The sequence below is a fragment of the Acinetobacter sp. YH12226 genome (genome assembly GCF_013417805.1).
GTDB lineage: Bacteria > Pseudomonadota > Gammaproteobacteria > Pseudomonadales > Moraxellaceae > Acinetobacter.
In genome coordinates, this window is sequence record NZ_VPDG01000014.1 from 44,164 (window position 1) to 60,275 (window position 16,112).

The 16,112-nt window shown below is 37.1% G+C and carries 25 protein-coding genes; 21 read left to right on the forward strand and 4 right to left on the reverse strand.

From position 1 onward, the window contains the following. The first annotated feature begins 15 nt into the window (after positions 1 to 15). Both FTV08_RS12625 and FTV08_RS12630 read left to right on the forward strand, forming a co-directional pair. Positions 16 to 360 (forward strand): hypothetical protein, encoded by a 345-nt coding sequence (locus FTV08_RS12625; protein WP_038350037.1) that lies wholly within the window; start codon positions 16 to 18, stop codon positions 358 to 360. Continuing rightward, positions 360 to 629 (forward strand): hypothetical protein, encoded by a 270-nt coding sequence (locus tag FTV08_RS12630; protein WP_038350036.1) that lies wholly within the window; start codon positions 360 to 362, stop codon positions 627 to 629. Before FTV08_RS12625 ends, FTV08_RS12630 begins: the two co-directional genes overlap by 1 nt. A 79-nt stretch (positions 630 to 708) precedes the next feature. On the opposite strand, the gene FTV08_RS12635 is transcribed toward FTV08_RS12630, so the two are convergent. Further along, a complete protein-coding gene (locus tag FTV08_RS12635) occupies positions 709 to 1,035 on the reverse strand; it encodes an H-NS family nucleoid-associated regulatory protein (RefSeq protein WP_024160744.1) in 327 nt (108 codons plus the stop codon). Between the two features lie 186 nt (positions 1,036 to 1,221). Here FTV08_RS12635 and FTV08_RS12640 point away from each other — a divergent pair, with 186 nt between their 5' ends. The 5 genes from FTV08_RS12640 (at position 1,222) to FTV08_RS12660 (ending at position 4,650) form a co-directional block, all read left to right on the forward strand. Next, positions 1,222 to 2,046, forward strand: coding sequence for a hypothetical protein (locus FTV08_RS12640; RefSeq protein WP_038350035.1), 825 nt, complete (start codon positions 1,222 to 1,224; stop codon positions 2,044 to 2,046). Between the two features lie 227 nt (positions 2,047 to 2,273). Then, positions 2,274 to 2,702, forward strand: a complete 429-nt coding sequence (locus FTV08_RS12645) for a hypothetical protein (RefSeq protein WP_024160746.1) — start codon at positions 2,274 to 2,276, stop codon at positions 2,700 to 2,702. Then, complete coding sequence (locus FTV08_RS12650; protein WP_038350034.1) at positions 2,702 to 3,595, forward strand: hypothetical protein; 894 nt, start codon at positions 2,702 to 2,704, stop codon at positions 3,593 to 3,595. Before FTV08_RS12645 ends, FTV08_RS12650 begins: the two co-directional genes overlap by 1 nt. 41 nt (positions 3,596 to 3,636) lie before the next feature. Further along, positions 3,637 to 4,062, forward strand: a complete 426-nt coding sequence (locus FTV08_RS12655) for a hypothetical protein (protein ID WP_038350033.1) — start codon at positions 3,637 to 3,639, stop codon at positions 4,060 to 4,062. A gap of 93 nt (positions 4,063 to 4,155) precedes the next feature. Then, complete coding sequence (locus FTV08_RS12660) at positions 4,156 to 4,650, forward strand: hypothetical protein (protein ID WP_024160749.1); 495 nt, start codon at positions 4,156 to 4,158, stop codon at positions 4,648 to 4,650. Here FTV08_RS12660 and FTV08_RS12665 read toward each other — a convergent pair. Next, complete coding sequence (locus FTV08_RS12665; RefSeq protein ID WP_024160750.1) at positions 4,642 to 4,902, reverse strand: hypothetical protein; 261 nt, start codon at positions 4,900 to 4,902, stop codon at positions 4,642 to 4,644. The genes FTV08_RS12660 and FTV08_RS12665 overlap by 9 nt on opposite strands. A 358-nt stretch (positions 4,903 to 5,260) precedes the next feature. Between FTV08_RS12665 and FTV08_RS12670 the strand changes: the two genes are divergently transcribed. Further along, entirely contained in the window at positions 5,261 to 5,797 is a 537-nt protein-coding gene (locus FTV08_RS12670; protein ID WP_038350032.1) for a hypothetical protein, read from the forward strand. Between the two features lie 104 nt (positions 5,798 to 5,901). On the opposite strand, the gene FTV08_RS12675 is transcribed toward FTV08_RS12670, so the two are convergent. Beyond that, entirely contained in the window at positions 5,902 to 6,357 is a 456-nt protein-coding gene (locus FTV08_RS12675) for a hypothetical protein (RefSeq protein WP_005028529.1), read from the reverse strand. A 197-nt stretch (positions 6,358 to 6,554) separates the two neighbouring features. On the opposite strand from FTV08_RS12675, the gene FTV08_RS12680 reads away from it, so the two are divergent. The 9 genes from FTV08_RS12680 to FTV08_RS12720 all read left to right on the forward strand — a co-directional run bounded on the left by FTV08_RS12680 (position 6,555) and on the right by FTV08_RS12720 (position 12,615). Next, positions 6,555 to 6,767: a hypothetical protein gene (locus tag FTV08_RS12680; RefSeq protein ID WP_005006071.1), complete on the forward strand. Its 213-nt coding sequence runs from the start codon at positions 6,555 to 6,557 to the stop codon at positions 6,765 to 6,767. Positions 6,768 to 6,836: 69 nt separating this feature from the next. Further along, entirely contained in the window at positions 6,837 to 7,595 is a 759-nt protein-coding gene (locus FTV08_RS12685; protein WP_005006069.1) for a Fic family protein, read from the forward strand. A 144-nt stretch (positions 7,596 to 7,739) separates the two neighbouring features. After that, entirely contained in the window at positions 7,740 to 8,303 is a 564-nt protein-coding gene (locus FTV08_RS12690) for a hypothetical protein (RefSeq protein WP_057694171.1), read from the forward strand. A gap of 43 nt (positions 8,304 to 8,346) precedes the next feature. After that, on the forward strand, positions 8,347 to 8,877 hold the full coding sequence (locus FTV08_RS12695; protein WP_005006061.1) for a hypothetical protein: 531 nt from the start codon (positions 8,347 to 8,349) through the stop codon (positions 8,875 to 8,877). Between the two features lie 250 nt (positions 8,878 to 9,127). Beyond that, positions 9,128 to 9,970 (forward strand): hypothetical protein, encoded by an 843-nt coding sequence (locus FTV08_RS12700; protein WP_033917490.1) that lies wholly within the window; start codon positions 9,128 to 9,130, stop codon positions 9,968 to 9,970. A 12-nt stretch (positions 9,971 to 9,982) separates the two neighbouring features. Then, a complete protein-coding gene (locus tag FTV08_RS12705) occupies positions 9,983 to 10,297 on the forward strand; it encodes a hypothetical protein (RefSeq protein WP_024160757.1) in 315 nt (104 codons plus the stop codon). A 72-nt stretch (positions 10,298 to 10,369) separates the two neighbouring features. Further along, positions 10,370 to 10,846, forward strand: a complete 477-nt coding sequence (locus FTV08_RS12710; RefSeq protein ID WP_005006052.1) for a hypothetical protein — start codon at positions 10,370 to 10,372, stop codon at positions 10,844 to 10,846. 175 nt (positions 10,847 to 11,021) lie between these two features. Next, complete coding sequence (locus tag FTV08_RS12715) at positions 11,022 to 12,119, forward strand: phosphohydrolase (protein ID WP_005028536.1); 1,098 nt, start codon at positions 11,022 to 11,024, stop codon at positions 12,117 to 12,119. 157 nt (positions 12,120 to 12,276) lie between these two features. Beyond that, positions 12,277 to 12,615, forward strand: a complete 339-nt coding sequence (locus FTV08_RS12720; protein ID WP_005006049.1) for a hypothetical protein — start codon at positions 12,277 to 12,279, stop codon at positions 12,613 to 12,615. Positions 12,616 to 12,684: 69 nt separating this feature from the next. On the opposite strand, the gene FTV08_RS16390 is transcribed toward FTV08_RS12720, so the two are convergent. Next, positions 12,685 to 13,182, reverse strand: coding sequence for a cold shock domain-containing protein (locus FTV08_RS16390; protein ID WP_087554211.1), 498 nt, complete (start codon positions 13,180 to 13,182; stop codon positions 12,685 to 12,687). Between the two features lie 152 nt (positions 13,183 to 13,334). On the opposite strand from FTV08_RS16390, the gene FTV08_RS12730 reads away from it, so the two are divergent. The 4 genes from FTV08_RS12730 (at position 13,335) to FTV08_RS12745 (ending at position 15,922) form a co-directional block, all read left to right on the forward strand. Then, the gene (locus FTV08_RS12730) at positions 13,335 to 13,769 is read left to right on the forward strand and encodes a DUF6573 family protein (protein WP_005006045.1); all 435 of its coding nucleotides are present in this window, start codon (positions 13,335 to 13,337) and stop codon (positions 13,767 to 13,769) included. 72 nt (positions 13,770 to 13,841) lie between these two features. Next, positions 13,842 to 14,186: a hypothetical protein gene (locus tag FTV08_RS12735; protein ID WP_257221226.1), complete on the forward strand. Its 345-nt coding sequence runs from the start codon at positions 13,842 to 13,844 to the stop codon at positions 14,184 to 14,186. A 343-nt stretch (positions 14,187 to 14,529) separates the two neighbouring features. Then, positions 14,530 to 15,060 carry a hypothetical protein gene (locus tag FTV08_RS12740; RefSeq protein ID WP_005028543.1) on the forward strand — a complete coding sequence of 177 codons (531 nt, stop codon included), beginning with the start codon at positions 14,530 to 14,532 and terminating at the stop codon, positions 15,058 to 15,060. Between the two features lie 220 nt (positions 15,061 to 15,280). Beyond that, complete coding sequence (locus FTV08_RS12745) at positions 15,281 to 15,922, forward strand: hypothetical protein (protein ID WP_033917500.1); 642 nt, start codon at positions 15,281 to 15,283, stop codon at positions 15,920 to 15,922. Positions 15,923 to 16,112 lie beyond the last annotated feature (190 nt).

Here is a 16,112-nt window from a genome sequence, read left to right on the forward strand (position 1 = left end):
AAGGAGTTATAAAGCATGGCTAAATCAATAGACCAGTTATGGAGTGAATTACAGCAGATTCAATTTGATGAATCTAATTCCTTACCATGCGAATTCCATATCTGGAATAAAGGTACATATCGCTATCAGATCCTAGATTGGTTTGAAGCAAATTCTGAAAATGGCGTATTAAGCTTGCAAGGCAAAACCCATAAAACATTATGGGAAGAGTTTGGCAACACCCCGATAAACAATGATGATGAAATCGAAGAAGACTTTCATCTATGGGGCAAAGGTACAGACCGCTTCATTATCTGGCACTGGTTTGATGATCAATTAGAACACGGTGTAATTAGCTTAATTGAGAAAGGAGTTGCGTAATGGGATTATTTACTTGCCCTCACTGTAATAGTGATATTGATACTAACGATAAAAAGTCTGGCCATCAGGTGAATGATGTAATTCAAGAAACCTTTTGTTCTGTTGACTGCAGTATTGAATATCTGGTGCATAACTCACAAATGATTGCAGTAGATCAATACGGAAGTTTGCCATTAAGCAATGAAAACCTGAATGAATTCATTGAAGCATTTTCTAATGAGGGTGTTGAAGATGATGTGTTAGAACACATCAAAGCTGAACTTTGTTAAGTAATCGCGCACCTGCTCTAAACAACACTGACAATGGCATTTAAAAAAAGGGCTTAAATCATTTAAGCCCTTTTAATATTTATACGATAAGAAAACTTTCTAATGTTTTACCAGATTCAATCTCACGATTTAACCAGGATGGACGTTTACCACGACCGGCCCACACTTCTTTGTGGTTATTCGGGTTGCGATATTTAGGATCTGCTTTAACCACTGGCTTTTTATTTAATTTACGATTTTCGCCGTGCTCATTTAATTCAAGAATAGTTAAGCCTAATTCTTTTGCGATCTCAAACATTTTGAGATAACCGTCATCAAGTTTCTTATTCTCTACTACAACAATTTGGTTTTGTGCCTTTTTAATTAGGTCTTCTAACTGGTCTTTACTTAGGTTTTCAACTTCCATAACTAATCTCGAAAATTTGGATATATCAAATATACACCAGTGCGTTTTGTTTACAACCGCATACGGTACTTTTAATTGATTAAAATATTCGACTTATTCCATGGCTATTCTAATTTTTAAGCATAAGTTATTCCCACTTTAAATCCATTAATCTAAAAATACATTCAACCTGTTAGGTAAATTAATATGCACAAGTATCTCATGATGAATCTTGCGATTAACGAAACATCAGCACTACCAATTGGTATCCGTATTTGTGATTTTAATATCGGCTTATATGCCTCTAAGAAAATTTCAGAAGTGCCAGCTTTAATGGCATTGGTTAATTACACCCTGTTTAAGTATTCAAGCTATGAGAGTGAAGAACTTGAAGACATTGAAACCTTATTAGAAGAACATGATTTTAAAACTCGCTATGACTCTTGGGAAATCAGCGGTGATTCTTTTTACGTTTTAGGTTTTAAAGAAATTACAAAAGACGAGTTTGAATTATTGCAAAAACTTGACCTGTTGACTGTGGTAGACGAATACAACTACCACCATAAACTTTTGTCGAATCATGGTGAGCATAAGTTTGACGAATATTTCAAAAACTTTAACGAGTCTAAAGAGCAAGAAATCTTGAAGCAGTTTAAAGACATTGCATTCAACCTAAAAAGTGATGCCCCTTTAAACTCGACATTTGCTCAAGACGTTATAGAGTTGCTGACTACCTACAAGTTTGGTACAGCTTTAGAACCTATCGACAGCACTCACAGCGATACAAGAAACCGTTTCTACTTTAGCCATACGCTTGAGGGTGACTTCGCATCTGGAGCTATTCAGGTCATTATTTCAAATTACAAAGAAACTGGCGTCAAAAACCCTTATTCAGTGATTGAGCCTTTAAATCTTGAAATTATGCTTGAAGATGAACAATGTTTTGATGATGAATATGCAAATCTCGTTGTTGAATGCGAGTATGTGTTTAATCTTATTAAGACCGACTTATACACCAACACTTTTGAATAAACCAAGCCTTTAAGAGAGAAATCTCTTAAAGTTGCGCTTAAAAACGTAAACGATGTTTTTTTAATTGATTAAAAAAGGTTTTGAATTTTTAGCGCTGCAATGGCGCTCGTCATTATTAATTCTTTCTGGATGCTTAAATAAGTATTTTTTAAAAAAACTTTATCCGTTCATATTCTTAATATAATGAAACCAAATCAAGCAAATAGCTTAAAACTTGGAGAAAGCTCATGAATTTAAACCCTAATTTTTGCCCGATCGATTTTAACGAAGTTTACGGCAGTACTGACAATTTACCTTTGTTCTTGGTTAAAGCGTCACGCCAGGATTCTAACGATGACGAGCATAGTGAGTATTTCTTCATTCGAGCACCTCATGAGCACCGTTTAGCTTTCTTCCTTGCTCACATGTTCAAATCACATGTAGATAATGCCCTTTTGACCTTGGAAAACTTGGCTGAAGAAAATTATCAAAATATCCCTGAATTGGAAGAGTTGATGTCTTCATATGGTGTGATTGATGGCGTTGGCGTGGATACACTTTTTGATTTCCGCGCTAAGGAACTCACACTTGATAAAGCGCTGGAGCTAGTCGAATTCATTGAAATTAACCCACTCAATACTGATATTGTGGGCTCACTATTCTTGGAGGCACTTTAATGAATAGTAGCTTTATCTTAATTAATGAAGCTATGGCGCCTATTCGTAAGAATACGGCGCTTTTGGAAACCCTGTTATCTATGATCAGTACTGCAGATCAAGACCACGGCGACCAAAGCCCAAGCTTTCACATTAATATCCATGCTGGCATTGAATTGCCTAATCATGAAATTGCATATACCACTTTAAAAGGTTTTGCAGAGCTGACCGAAGATCATAATCTTTGTATCTATATGAATCCTGAGCTGTCAGAAAATGGCTTTATGTTGCTATCCACTCAAAACGTGGTACCTGATTGCTATGACAATTCTATCTTTGTAGATCTGTCGAATCAGTTATGCAGTTTCTTCAATCAAGAAGTACAGCAGTTAAACGATCAAGCGCAAAAGGCGTTAAAGCTGTTGTTACAGCATAAAATCAATGGAACAGCGATTCGCACGTTCAACCCTGAACAATTGCAGATCTTACAGAAAATCGCTGCATTAGATAGCTTCATGCTCGATGACCAGCGCGATTGGTTTTACTTTTCCGAAGTGGCCATTGATAACGCCTATAAAGACATGAAAAAAGGTTTAGAACTGTTGGTTCTCAACGAAGATATTAAGGATGCACTTAAACAGCTACTTGATGCAAACAACATGGAGTTTTGTGATTTACCAATACTCGTGGTTTTGTATCCCCTACTGGTTAAGTCTGAAGAAAATAACGAACTGGTACAGGCTTGCTTAAGTCATCTCATTGGCAACAACTTAATCAATGAGCCGTTTATTGCTGGTGTACAACTTGAAGCTGGTGCATTTAATAGCGAAATAAACACCTATACTTTATTGCCACACATGAAAGCAGTAAAAGAATTGCTGATAGATATTGAAGCAGATCTCACAAAAGTTTAACCGTTTTACCTGAGCTAATTGCTCAAAACCTTGGAGTTGTTATGGATACTATTGTTCGCGTTAAATCAGTTGGTGTTTTAGGTCTATCATCTAAAATCACGACATTTGTAATCGACATCGAGCTTGATGGCGGTAAATTAAAAATTGAAGATCAATTGCTTCATTTTAAGAATACTTTACGTACAAGCTATCGAGAATATGATGAAAGTTTAGCGATCGTAAACAATAAGGCTATACTTTCCAATTTAGATAATGCAGTAAAACCAAACGAATTGCATGCTTTAGTTGATGATTATATCGACTCAGTTTGGGTAACAGATGCCAATAAAAACACCACTAAACAGCGCCGTGCGTCACTTGGTTTGCACAATCCAACGATAAAAGACAAAGGTGTTTTGAAAGAAGCCCTTTTAAGTGAAGTGAAATTAGCCTACAAAAACTATATCAATCAGAACGTAGAAGCCTGATCAGATCGGAAGTATGTTGCGACCAGCATACTTCTTTTTTTTTGAACCTTAGCCTAGAATCATCCAATATCATCGCTTCATACCAAGAGAATCATGCCATATCTCATATATTTAATGTTCCTTGCGTTTGCAAGCGCCGTAATTTTAGTGGAAGAGGCTTATGGTCTTAACATCCAATTATTTGCAATGGGGATTGTCGTCATCATTGGACAATTGGCAATTTTTTGTTTTATCAACGCAGCGATTAACATCAACAATGAAAAACAACATCGCAATGCCGTCAAAACCTTGCACTATGGCGCTTCATTTTCATTAATTGTGGTCACTACACTGGTCTATTTATATAAGTATGTGTTGCACAAACAGGAATATTTGACCATGGCGATTTACTTTTTAGGAACGTGGTTTGCCATCACCCTTTTTGACTCAGTGTTTAAGTTAGTCAAAGTTGGTATTTTTAATAGCAAGAAAGATAGTGCTGAAGTTGTGAACTCAACGCGTAAAGTGACGGTAGTTACTTTAGCGATCTGTATGATTGGGTATTACTTATTTAGCAAATATGCATTAAATATTAACGTACTAGACTAGGCATCTTGTAAACAAAACCGCACCTAATACACAAGCGCAATAACCAGCAAAAAAGAACATCCTTTTAATTATTGCGCTAATCTTTTCCGTCACAGTACCGTTATGAACAATAAAAACTATCATAAACATTAAAGCGATCGTGCAGAGGAATAAGGCAAAAACAATTAAATAAGTAAAAGCAAAGTCAAAGTTTAATACCACTGGAAAACCAATAGATACCGCCATTAAAGCTATTGTACTTGATGCATTCATATCTTAAAGCCCATCTAGCAACTAGCTTAATCGTAGCGATAAATAAGCTTTAAAACTGAAACTTTATTATTGAGATTGGTCAATGCACATTAAAAAAATGTGCTTGGTATATACCAGAAAGCAAAGAACCAGACGCAAAACGCCTGGCTCTTTAAAATTGAAAGGTGAATAAAAAAACACAAATCACTTGAACGCATTTCTTATTCAAGGTCAGTTTAATTAGATTTCTTGCCATTGTCTATGTAATGTAAACGTGGACAGCATTAAAACAATCTATATTTTTTGAAAAAAGTTTTGAAAAGGTACAGTGAAATATAATGAATGTATGGGCTCAATGCTCACCATTTGGAGAAATTATATGAACTTTAAAATCTTATCTAAAACAAAAGTTGTTGGTCTACAAGAAGATTCTCTCACCTCTTTTCAAAATTTTATGTTTGAAAATATTGCATGGGATAGCCAAGTCCGTGCTGATTATTACCAGTCAAATAAGAATACTGTACTGCTGGAGCTACCAGTACGTTTACGCCGTGACATTCAAATCGAAAATATCAACGGCGCTTTAGATGCACTAGTTGATTTTGAGCTGATCTACAAGCAAGACCAAGGCAAGTTGGTATCTTCATTGGTCGTTGATACGCAGTACTTGTTATGTATAAATGATCAGGATATTGATCTTTGGTCAATCGACAGCGAACTCAGTTTCTTACAAGAAGCTGACCGCAATCACCTTAAGAAGCTTATGCGTCATTGCGATGATCGTTTCCATGCGTGGATGCGCGAGATTAAGTCTTACTTCAATCGTTTGACAGTACAGCCGTTGCATCTTGATATGCAGATCAAAATACGCAAGATCGTAGGCTATACAGCGGTGCTACCTAAGACCTTTCCATAAGGTTTTAGGTGTCAGTATAAAAACAAATAGACCGCAATTAAGCGGTCTATTTGTTTTTGCCTAAAACGGCGTTAACAGATCTATGTAATATTTAGCCCTTAAAACTATTGGCAAGTATCTGAATAACGCTCAGCACTTCCAAAGAATGATTTACCCTGATTGTCCACGATGTCTACATACAGATCTGGTTTAACTGGAGCATTGGCGAATACAGAGCAATAAAACGGATGAATCTTTTCATTCACAAAGCGGTTTAAAGAGTCAGTTTCATCAGAAGAGTATTTATCTGCAGTTTTGCTAGACATCTGAACGTTCATATTAAAGTGTTTTGAATACTTCACTTTTTTAAGTACCGCACCAGTTTCAATCTGGTACGGTGTTTTAGTGTTAAGTAAACGCTCAACTTTACGTTTGTTTTCAGCAGTAGGAGAAAGCGCAACAGCAGATTTTAAGCTGTTTGTATTCAGGTTATTTAAAGAACTATTAGCTAAAACAGCGCACGACATAGACACTGAGATTATTGCAACTGCAAATAGTTTTAGTGTTTTGAATACGTTCATGTTTAACGACTTTCCTGTATATACTTAAATTATATACTTAATATACGATATTTGATTTTTTTGGAATTTTAATCTTATTTGATTTTGTTAATCGGTATATACCAATAAGATTGTTTATACGCAATTTAGCAAGAATCGCCCCCTTGTTTGGGGTTACAATTATTGTAATTTACAGATTGTTGATACAGGAAACCGATATGTCTGAAGAAGTAAAATACGAAGACCGTGTACGTGCTGCATACCGTTCTGCTCAAGGCAATGTAGCTCAAGAGTTCTCCCCTCACATTGTTAAAGCATGTGAAGCATCATCAAACGCACGTATGGAGCGCTTAGCAACTGGTCAAACAACATTTGACGAGGAAGAAGCTGCATTGATGAAGAAATGGAATGCACTTAAAAACAAAGCCTAATGATCGCGAATACAACCTAATCTAGCTTACAGCGGATTACCAAACCCAATCACTCATAAGTAGAACAATATGGACGATAAACTTGAGTTTTATTTAGATGCGAAAGACATCTTATCTCAACCTACCAGTTGCCAAGCGCAAGGCGACTATAAAAAGGCACTGGAAAAAGAAATCACGGAACATCGAATAGCGAAAATGGAAATTTCGCCGTTACGTGGCAATTACGATCTCGACCACCTCTCTAAAATCCATGAAAAAATCTTTGAGCATATTTACGATTGGGCTGGAGAAGTGCGTCTGGACGACATTTCTAAACGTGCGATCGACCCGAACGGTAATTATGAAATCGGTCATTTCCTAGATAAAAACCTGATCCCTGATGAACTGAATAAGTTCTCACAGGCGGTTAAAGAAAAAGACCACCTGAAAGGTTTGGACAAAGACCAGTTTGTGCAAGAGTTCACTCAGCTTTATGCCAAGTTAAATGAAGCTCACCCTTTTGAAGAGGGTAACGGTCGCGCTGCTAAACTGATGATGAACCAGCTGGCGAATGATGCTGGTTACACCATGGTATATAGCAAGGTCGCCGTATCAGATTGGAACTATGCGTTTAAACGTTCACTGACAGATCAAGAGCTTTATGTCGGTGAAAACTATGAAAACCTAGAACCGATGGAACAAGACCTCTCTTACCTTTTAAAAGTCATGGACAATATCATTGAACCATACGATCTAGTCCTGAAGCTTGAAAATACTGAAGAACAAGAGCAAGAACAGGAAAATGACCAGGATAAATCAAATGATGATGATTCACCGAGTTACGGATAATTAGATTAATCTGTATACGATAGCTTTTAATTGATTAAAAGATTCTTGAAAAAAGAATCTTTTTTTTGAGAAAAATTTATAATGAAGTGACTCAGATTAAAATAAAACCTTAGGAAAATATTGTCCGAAACTTGGAGATGAATAATGAATAACGCAGCACATCAATTTGCAAATAAAGTGGTCGCTCAATACCAATTTACAAACGGAAGTGATTCAAGTCTGAATCATTTAATTATCGGCAACAGCACCGCAGAAATTATCGACACCTTAATTTATATGCTTTTCTCAAGCCATGCTGAAACCTATGACGATGGCGTTGTTTGGTTTAAATCAGTGGACGCAATTAATGTTGAGAAGTCTTACATTACTTACAACAGTCGAGAAAGCTGCATTTTTGCTTATTTTGTGTTTGATAAAAATCCATTAATGCTGAAAACAACCGCATTGCATATTGATAATGTTTGTTACTTTGGATGTGAAAGTGACACCACCAATAAAACCATCGAATTTTTAGAAAAATTCAAAGTTCGTGTATCCCTTGCTAAAGAGTGCCACAAGTTCAAATTCAATACTGAGCATCATGAAACCTTGATGCATGAAACCATCAAAACCTTAAAAACTATCTATGAAGAACATAACGACATGGATGCCGAAAAGTTATCTCAACACCATGACACAACTCATTTAGTTAACACATTTCTTGCTTAAACGTACACCATACAATAAACAAAACCCGAAAAAGGATATAACAATGCTATTAGGCGCTTTAAAACAATCTCTAAGCTCAGTCATCGACATGAACCGCTACACCGCCCTTTGCTCACATGTGGAGGGTGAAAACTTGCCGTTATGCGCTCAATTTCGTGTACTTAAATATATCTTTGGTGTGCATGGTCTAAGCGCACTTAAAAATTACAAAGAAGTTGAACACATTGACGAAGCCTTTTTGAAAAAACACTTCCTACGCATGATGAACTATGACTTTGAAGCAGTCATATACCTTGCTATGGTCGGCATGCGCGAACTTATCTTAGAAGCTGATGCTTTTGACCATGACGGCGAACAAAACACCCAAAATGAGCTTAAACAAGCATTCCAATACGTTTCAGAAAATGACGTTCGTAATTTTGCTTATGTCACTCACATGGGCTATTCAGAAAAGTATTTCAACTGGAATATCATTCGCCACCAGTCTAAAGATGAAGCGGATAATCCCCTCACCTTTTGGTTATTTAAGAATGCAATGTATTCACTATTTTTCAACTTAGCCAATCGGGAATAATGCCCCAACTCATTAAGAGTATTTAAGTCCGAACTTAAGTACTCTTTTTTTTGCATTAGAAAAATAGACCGGTATATACGCTGTCTAAGCATGGCTTAAAACGTATACGATGATTTTAATTGATTAAAATATTTTAAATATCCTTTACGTGTTTTAGGTCGGTTAATTAATTCCAATAAAGTTATTCATTAGTATTTTTTAAATAAAATGACTCTATCGAAAGCAATTGCTTAAAACTTGGAGTCCTCTAATGCATCAACTAGATAAGCTAAATCATTTAAAAAATATCATCAAGCAAGTACCACATGAACGTTTTGATCTGGATTTATGGCGCACGATACCTGGTACCGACAATATGACTTTTGCTCAACTTATAAATAGTGATGCTAATTGTTGCGTTATAGGTTGGGCGACAGCTGATGAAACATTTAAAAGACTTAACTTCATGATGTTAGACGGCGTTCCCCTTTATGCACCATTCCGTGCGAATACTGGTGAGCCATTCACTTATGAAGAACTCAAAACAAATGTTGTTTATCGCGGTTCTGAAGCAGTACGTGAGTTTTTTGGACTCAATTATGAAGATGTCGATCATATTATTTTTGAGAGCAATTACGCTTTTGAAGACCCAATCAAAGACGAGATTATTGATCATATCAACCATGTTATTGATCGTGTAAACATCCGTCCACAAGACCTTGACCATTTGTTATCTAGCTCAATTGTTGCACTGGATAAAGAAGTCCGTGAGTTCACTTTAAATGATGATGAAGTCCGTGAAATATCTGTTGTGGTTGATTGCTTCAATAAGTTTTTCCCCGATGGTGCTTATCTTGAGTTTGTTGCTACGGTCAACGTACCAGGTGATTGTGATCCACTGGAATACATCGCCAGCAATTACAACATTAAAGAGCCATTAGCTTTCGTTCCTAAGCCGAATGAAGCATTAGAAGAATATCTGGAAACATACCCGATCGAACATCTCATGCATAACTGGCAAGAGGATTTCATTTCGCCGTATGACGAAATCATTAATCAACGTTTAACGCATATCGCATTGCAAAATTTAAATAGCGCAAAAGTAGTTCAATAAGGAAACCTACCCATGACAATTGAAAATCCGCAACTCGTCAGTGCCATCAACGAACTTGGCTTTTACTTGCCACAGCAAGTACAACAGATACCGAACACCACAGAAGCCGGTTTTCGTGTGTATGTGATCGATACAGCAAAACATACCAACATCGAGGCACTAATTAGTGCTATTGAGAATGTCAGTATCACTTCACAGCCCTTTTCTTTTCAAGATGATTACGACATGGGCGTGTTTTTTGAGGGATTTAGTTTCTTCTTGCCTATGCTCATTACACAAGACAGTGATGCACCTTTACCACTGTTCTTAATTCAACTGGATTTGTAAGTCCAACAGCGGTACGTGCGCCAGTATGTACCGCTACCCCTTTTGGCACACCGCCTAAAACTTGGAGCAGATATGAACAAAGCAACGACCGTTGAGCGTTTAGAAAAGCTGATTGAGCTAGTGATCGAGGTCATTCCTGATGAAAGCTTTGATTTCGACATTTGGCGTGATTATGACGCAAGCCATACAGAACAACACACCGATTTCTTTTCAGGTTTCACCACTGAAGAATTGTTAGATAAAAATATTGTAGGATGCCTGATTGGTTGGGCTACGTCTGTCGAGTATTTCCAAAATCTAGGTTTCAATTTTCATGGTTCTGTTGGGCCAATCTTCATGTATGAAAAAATACTCAGCAATGAAGAGCTAAAAGATGCGCCTGTTGTCACTGTACCAGTCGTTTACCAGTGGAAAGCAGTACGTGAGTTTTTTGGCATCACTCAGGAAGATGCTTTGGTGATGTTTAGCTATGACAATTACGACCAGGCCAAAATTGATAAGGACACAATGATTCGATTTATTGAACGCATCATCCAAAAATATAAGTAACCACCGAAACGGCGCAATGCCGTTTTGCTAGGCGTTATAACCGCTTACGATGGATTTTATTTGATTAAAATATCTCGATATTTTTAAATTTTGAGAAAAGTTTTCCCCTGGTACACCCCTCTATACTTAATCCATAGCAAGCAAGGCACAAAGCCTTAAATCTGGAGTAAGTCGAATGAATACAGCGCATAAGTACGATGATCAAGTCATCATCCCCACAATAGCCGGGCAACTGGAGTTGCTGTCTGGTACCGATCTAAACAAAGAACTGGCTGAGCATGTTTTTCATGAAGCACCAGACATCGATCTAAGTATCTATGACATTTTTATTGTCTGCTTAAGTGGCGGTAAGGATTCGATTGCAGCGTATTTACGCTTACTGGATGCTGGAGTAGATAAAAGCAAAATTGAGCTTTGGCACCACAAAATTGATGAAGAAAACCAGCCGTTCATGGATTGGGTGTTCATGGAAAACTATACCAAAGCATTCGCTCAGGCATTCGACACACCATTGTACTTCAGTTGGCTCGAGGGCGGTTTCCTTGGCGAAATGCTCAAAGAAAACAGCTACTCAAAACCCCACTTCGTAGAAACACCAGAGGGCTTAATTAAGCTTGAACGCGATAACAACCGCAGTAAACCAGGCACACGCTTGAAGTTCCCACAACAAGCAGCCAGCCTCATGACGCGCTGGTGTTCTTCAGCGTTAAAGATCGATGTCGGACGCAGAGCATTGAACAACCAAGAACGTTTTGACGGCAAGAACATTTGTTTTATCACTGGTGAACGCCGTGAAGAGTCACCAAACCGCAGTAAGTACAACCAGCTAGAACCGCACCCATGCGACCGTAGAAGCGGTAAGAAAGCAAGACGCGTTGACTGGTGGAAGAACGTGCTTCACTTCACTGAAGAGCAAGTATGGGCGTTACTGGAGAAGTACAAGGTTACGCCACCAGTGCCATATCGCTTAGGTTGGGGCCGTAGCTCATGCATGACCTGTATCTTCAACAGTCCTAAAATCTGGTCAACCATCAGCACCTACTACCCTGAACGCGCTCAGCTGATCGCTGGTTATGAACAAAAGTTTGACTGTACGATCAGTCGCTCAAAGATCGATGTCGTCAGTCTGAGCAATCGCATTGAGCCATTCGACATTCAGGATATGGAAGCACTGGTACAGTCCAAAATTGAAAGTTATTACCTACCAGTGTTCACGGATAACTGGACGGTTCCACCAGGCGCATTCAACAAGGAGGGTTGTGGATCGCTGTAAATTAGGGTGCCATTTGGCACCTTTTTAGGATGAAAACCGCAAGCGATGTTTTTTAATTGATTAAAAATGGTTTGGAATAATTTTGTTTTTGAATAAGTTTTTGACACCACCTGTCAGCATAAAATGATTTTAAACCAATCAATATGAGATGATGTTTATGACAACTTTAAACGAAACAATGCAAAAGTTCTGTAAAGCTAAGGCAATGATGACCTATTTAATGTCTGATGATCCTATCATTGATGAATCTGTCAGCCGTTACGAAAATTGGGCATTGGCTTATGACCTTTTGGTGAGTATTGGACATCTGGATCTAGAACAAGTTGAGCAGATCTGGAATGAAAAAACCCATACCAATTTTACGCTTTGGGGTGTAGTTGGTGAATGCTCAATAGAAGAAATTGTATCGTATGTGACAGAAGAATATGACGCTCAAGCTGTCACACTGGCGCAGATTAATGAATTACAAGACGGTAAAACACTGGCAGAAATCTAAAATCAACCTAAGGAATGAGTTATTAATTAAGTATTAATAGCTCATTTTTTATTGTCTGAAACTATACAACTACCACCTTGAATCATTTTCACAGGCATCGCCATCGCCGTCACCATCCATCATGGTATCTGGGCAGTTTTTCACAAACCAATCAGCTTCTTCTTTAGATCGCATTTGAGAGCAATGCTTACGACCATCGCATTTATAGGCTACTGGCTTTTGATATATAGCATTTGTAGTTTGATTATCTTTATATAGATATTTCTTTAATTGAATGCTACCTGGATATGCCACCCCAATAGCTATGCTAATAAAAATTATCCATAGATATATTGGCAATGGTTTTTGCTTGTCTTGCGTTTGTTCATGGTCGGAATAGTAAACATGGATTGCCCTATTTTTATTTTCTTTTTTAACTACCTCGAAATAAACCTCTCGACCTGGTATTGGCTGTTCACCTTTCTGAAAATCCTTAATATGGAAAAATACATCACCAAAATTACTCGTGGATATAAAACCAAAACCACGCTCAATATTATAATTTTTAATTGTTCCTGTTAGTACCACCTAAAACCTCAAATATATATTAAAAGCTATATTAATTATAATTATTAAACCTGAATAAATACTATCTTTTTTTTAAAAAAAAGTTTTAAGGTTTATGGATTTATTATAATTAAAACATCAAAAGCAATTGCTTAAAACTTGGAGTAGCTATTATGAATAATTTTTTCGCTGGTGCTGAAGTCATCACTGTTTTTTCTTTACAAGACGCTTTAGAAGAGGGCGTGATTCTTTGCCTTAGCGATAAAGAAGAACATGCCAAAGATTGCAAACAGTTCTATAAGTTCCCTGTTTATATTACAAGCAACTTGTATAACAAGCACCTGACAGCTGCAAAAGCAATTTTTCCGAATGGTACGGAAGCTGATGCTGAAAAAATCAATGATTTAATGGGATATACCATCTTTGATATGTTGAACATGAGCGTTCGTGGTTCAGTTGCACTTAATGACCAAAGCGTTAAGTTTAAATATGCTCTACAAGATACACCGCATACCTTTTCTGACACCTTAATCACCAATATTGCTACGGTTGGGCCTGGCGTGAATGGTGAGCCTATCATTACTTTTATGATGCCTGAAGACCAATAAACACAACACCTAGCATTGACCAACCAATGCTAGGTTTTTTGAGATCCGAACGTTCATTGAGAGGTATTAAAAATGCAAATGGCTACTATGAAAATTGACAACCTTGACCTATTCGGCTTTGCAAATATGCAAGCAATAGAACAACAAAGAGAAAAAAACGAATTAAAACGTATAGAAACGATGAAGCTTGTCCGTTGTGACTGGTTTATCGCCGTGACATCTACTGGAGAGCTGTTTAAGTACAGTGAAAAAGTACCAGCTAAATATAAGGCGTTTAAAGGCATTAAATTATTCAAGTGCTGGAATGAAGCTACCGCGGATCTCGTGTTAAATGCCGTAAAAGGCCAATCAAGGGTGATCATTACGAAATACCAGACGTTAAAAAAAGCAAAAAGTTTGCTGTTAATAGCTGGGTAAGAAACATTGATCTAAAGTTTCTACATTTGCCAGTCGGTCAACTCACCAACCTGTACAGGGAACATCAAGAGCGTTTAAGACTGAAGCGTGAAAAAGCCAGACTTAAAGAAAATGAAAACACGTATGACGTAGAACCGCACTAATCACACCCACCAGGAATAAGCACCCATAGCTTATTCCTTTCATAAGATGATGGCCGTAAACGGTGTTTTTAATTGATTAAAAATAACTTGAAATCATGAGCCTATCAGCCGAAATACTTTTACTGAAAAGTTATACAGGCCACATGCACCGATATAATGAATACATCAAAGCTCATTGCTTAAAACTTGGAGATACGACAATGCAACTACAAAAATTTAATACTGGTACTGCTAATGTGCGCCACTTGCTACAAAGCTTCACCCAAGCGTATGACGGTTTACCAAGTTGCGTCATCAATGTGATTGGCTTAGCAACCAAAGCAGATCCGCAGTTTATTTTTAACATTGAACTGGATGTCGTTTTATTTCACCAACATAAGTCACAAGCCTACTGCATTGAAGTCAATGCACCGTTACAGGTTCAAGCCATCGCAGACGCTCACGAATCATTTAGATTCAGTCCTGATGATTCTCATGCATTGATTGAGGGCGAAGTCATGGATGTGGCGATAAATTTACAACACCAAGCCATTAATGACATGATTCAATATGATTTGCTGTCAGATGCAGAACTGGAAAAGTTCAATACATGGAATAAAGGTTTCGCCAGTGCATTACTGACTGAATGTTTTGAAGATGTCGCAGATTTTAATGCGCTGCATAGCTCACATTTTATGGCGAACACTGTTTATTTAAGACTGATTGAGTACTTTAAAAACAACCTGTCATAAGAAACCATTAAACAAATAGAGGGAGATCCAATAAAGGTCTACCCTCTTTTTTTATGCCATTAGATTTAATGACGTATACGATGTTTTTTAATTGATTAAAAAAATATTGAAATTTTTCATTGCCAGTTCCATAAGTAATTTGAGAAAAGTTTTTAAGGGATATTTCACAGATATAATTAATTCATACCTAAGCAATTGCTTAAAACTTGGAGTTGAAGATATGAAAAGCGTACTTGATTTTTTTACAAACCGTTCTAAAACATTAAACATTATTGTGAATCCTGAATTAAATACAGGTCATTCCCTTGCTGATTTTTCGTATAACGAAGAATTGCATCAAGACCTTAATGTATTAACGGTTATTCCGCGTGATCATTACGGAAACTTTCTATCTTTAACCCTTGATGATTGGGGCGTGATTACTTCAAAAGTTCAATTCCCTGAACATCTTGATTTTAATCAATTACTCAGCATTTTTTGGGAAACACAACCCATTTTAGTTGTTACTGACATCGCACGTTCAGAAGTGCATGACAGCGACTTTTTTCAACAAAGCTTGGTCAAGCAAGTCAATCTTGCATATAGCCGAGATATTGCCAGTGAATATGCACCAGAAGATGTTCACTACATCTCTCAATCTTTTGATTTAGATAAGCTGATGCGTTGCGGTGTATATCTGCAAGGTCATTGCTATTCAGCTCATGATTTCGTCATTAACAACCATAACCTATTTGAAAAAGACAGCTTGATTGTGCCTGTTTTTAACATCCACTCGACACAAAAAGAACTGCAACAATTTTTAGTATTTGATCTGCAAGGTAAGTTTTTGGATTGCGTTGTTGGCACTGAAGTTTTGTACTAAGGAATATTGATCATGTCTAAAAAATACTTATTGATTGAATTGAGCTACGAAGCACCAAACAACAGAGATGGATCCGTAAATTTGAACAACTCCTATAAGTGATATTCTGCTCCTCAAATGATGTTATAAACATCAATATATGGAGTATTTTATGGCACGTAGACCAAGAAGAAATCATTCAAATGATTTT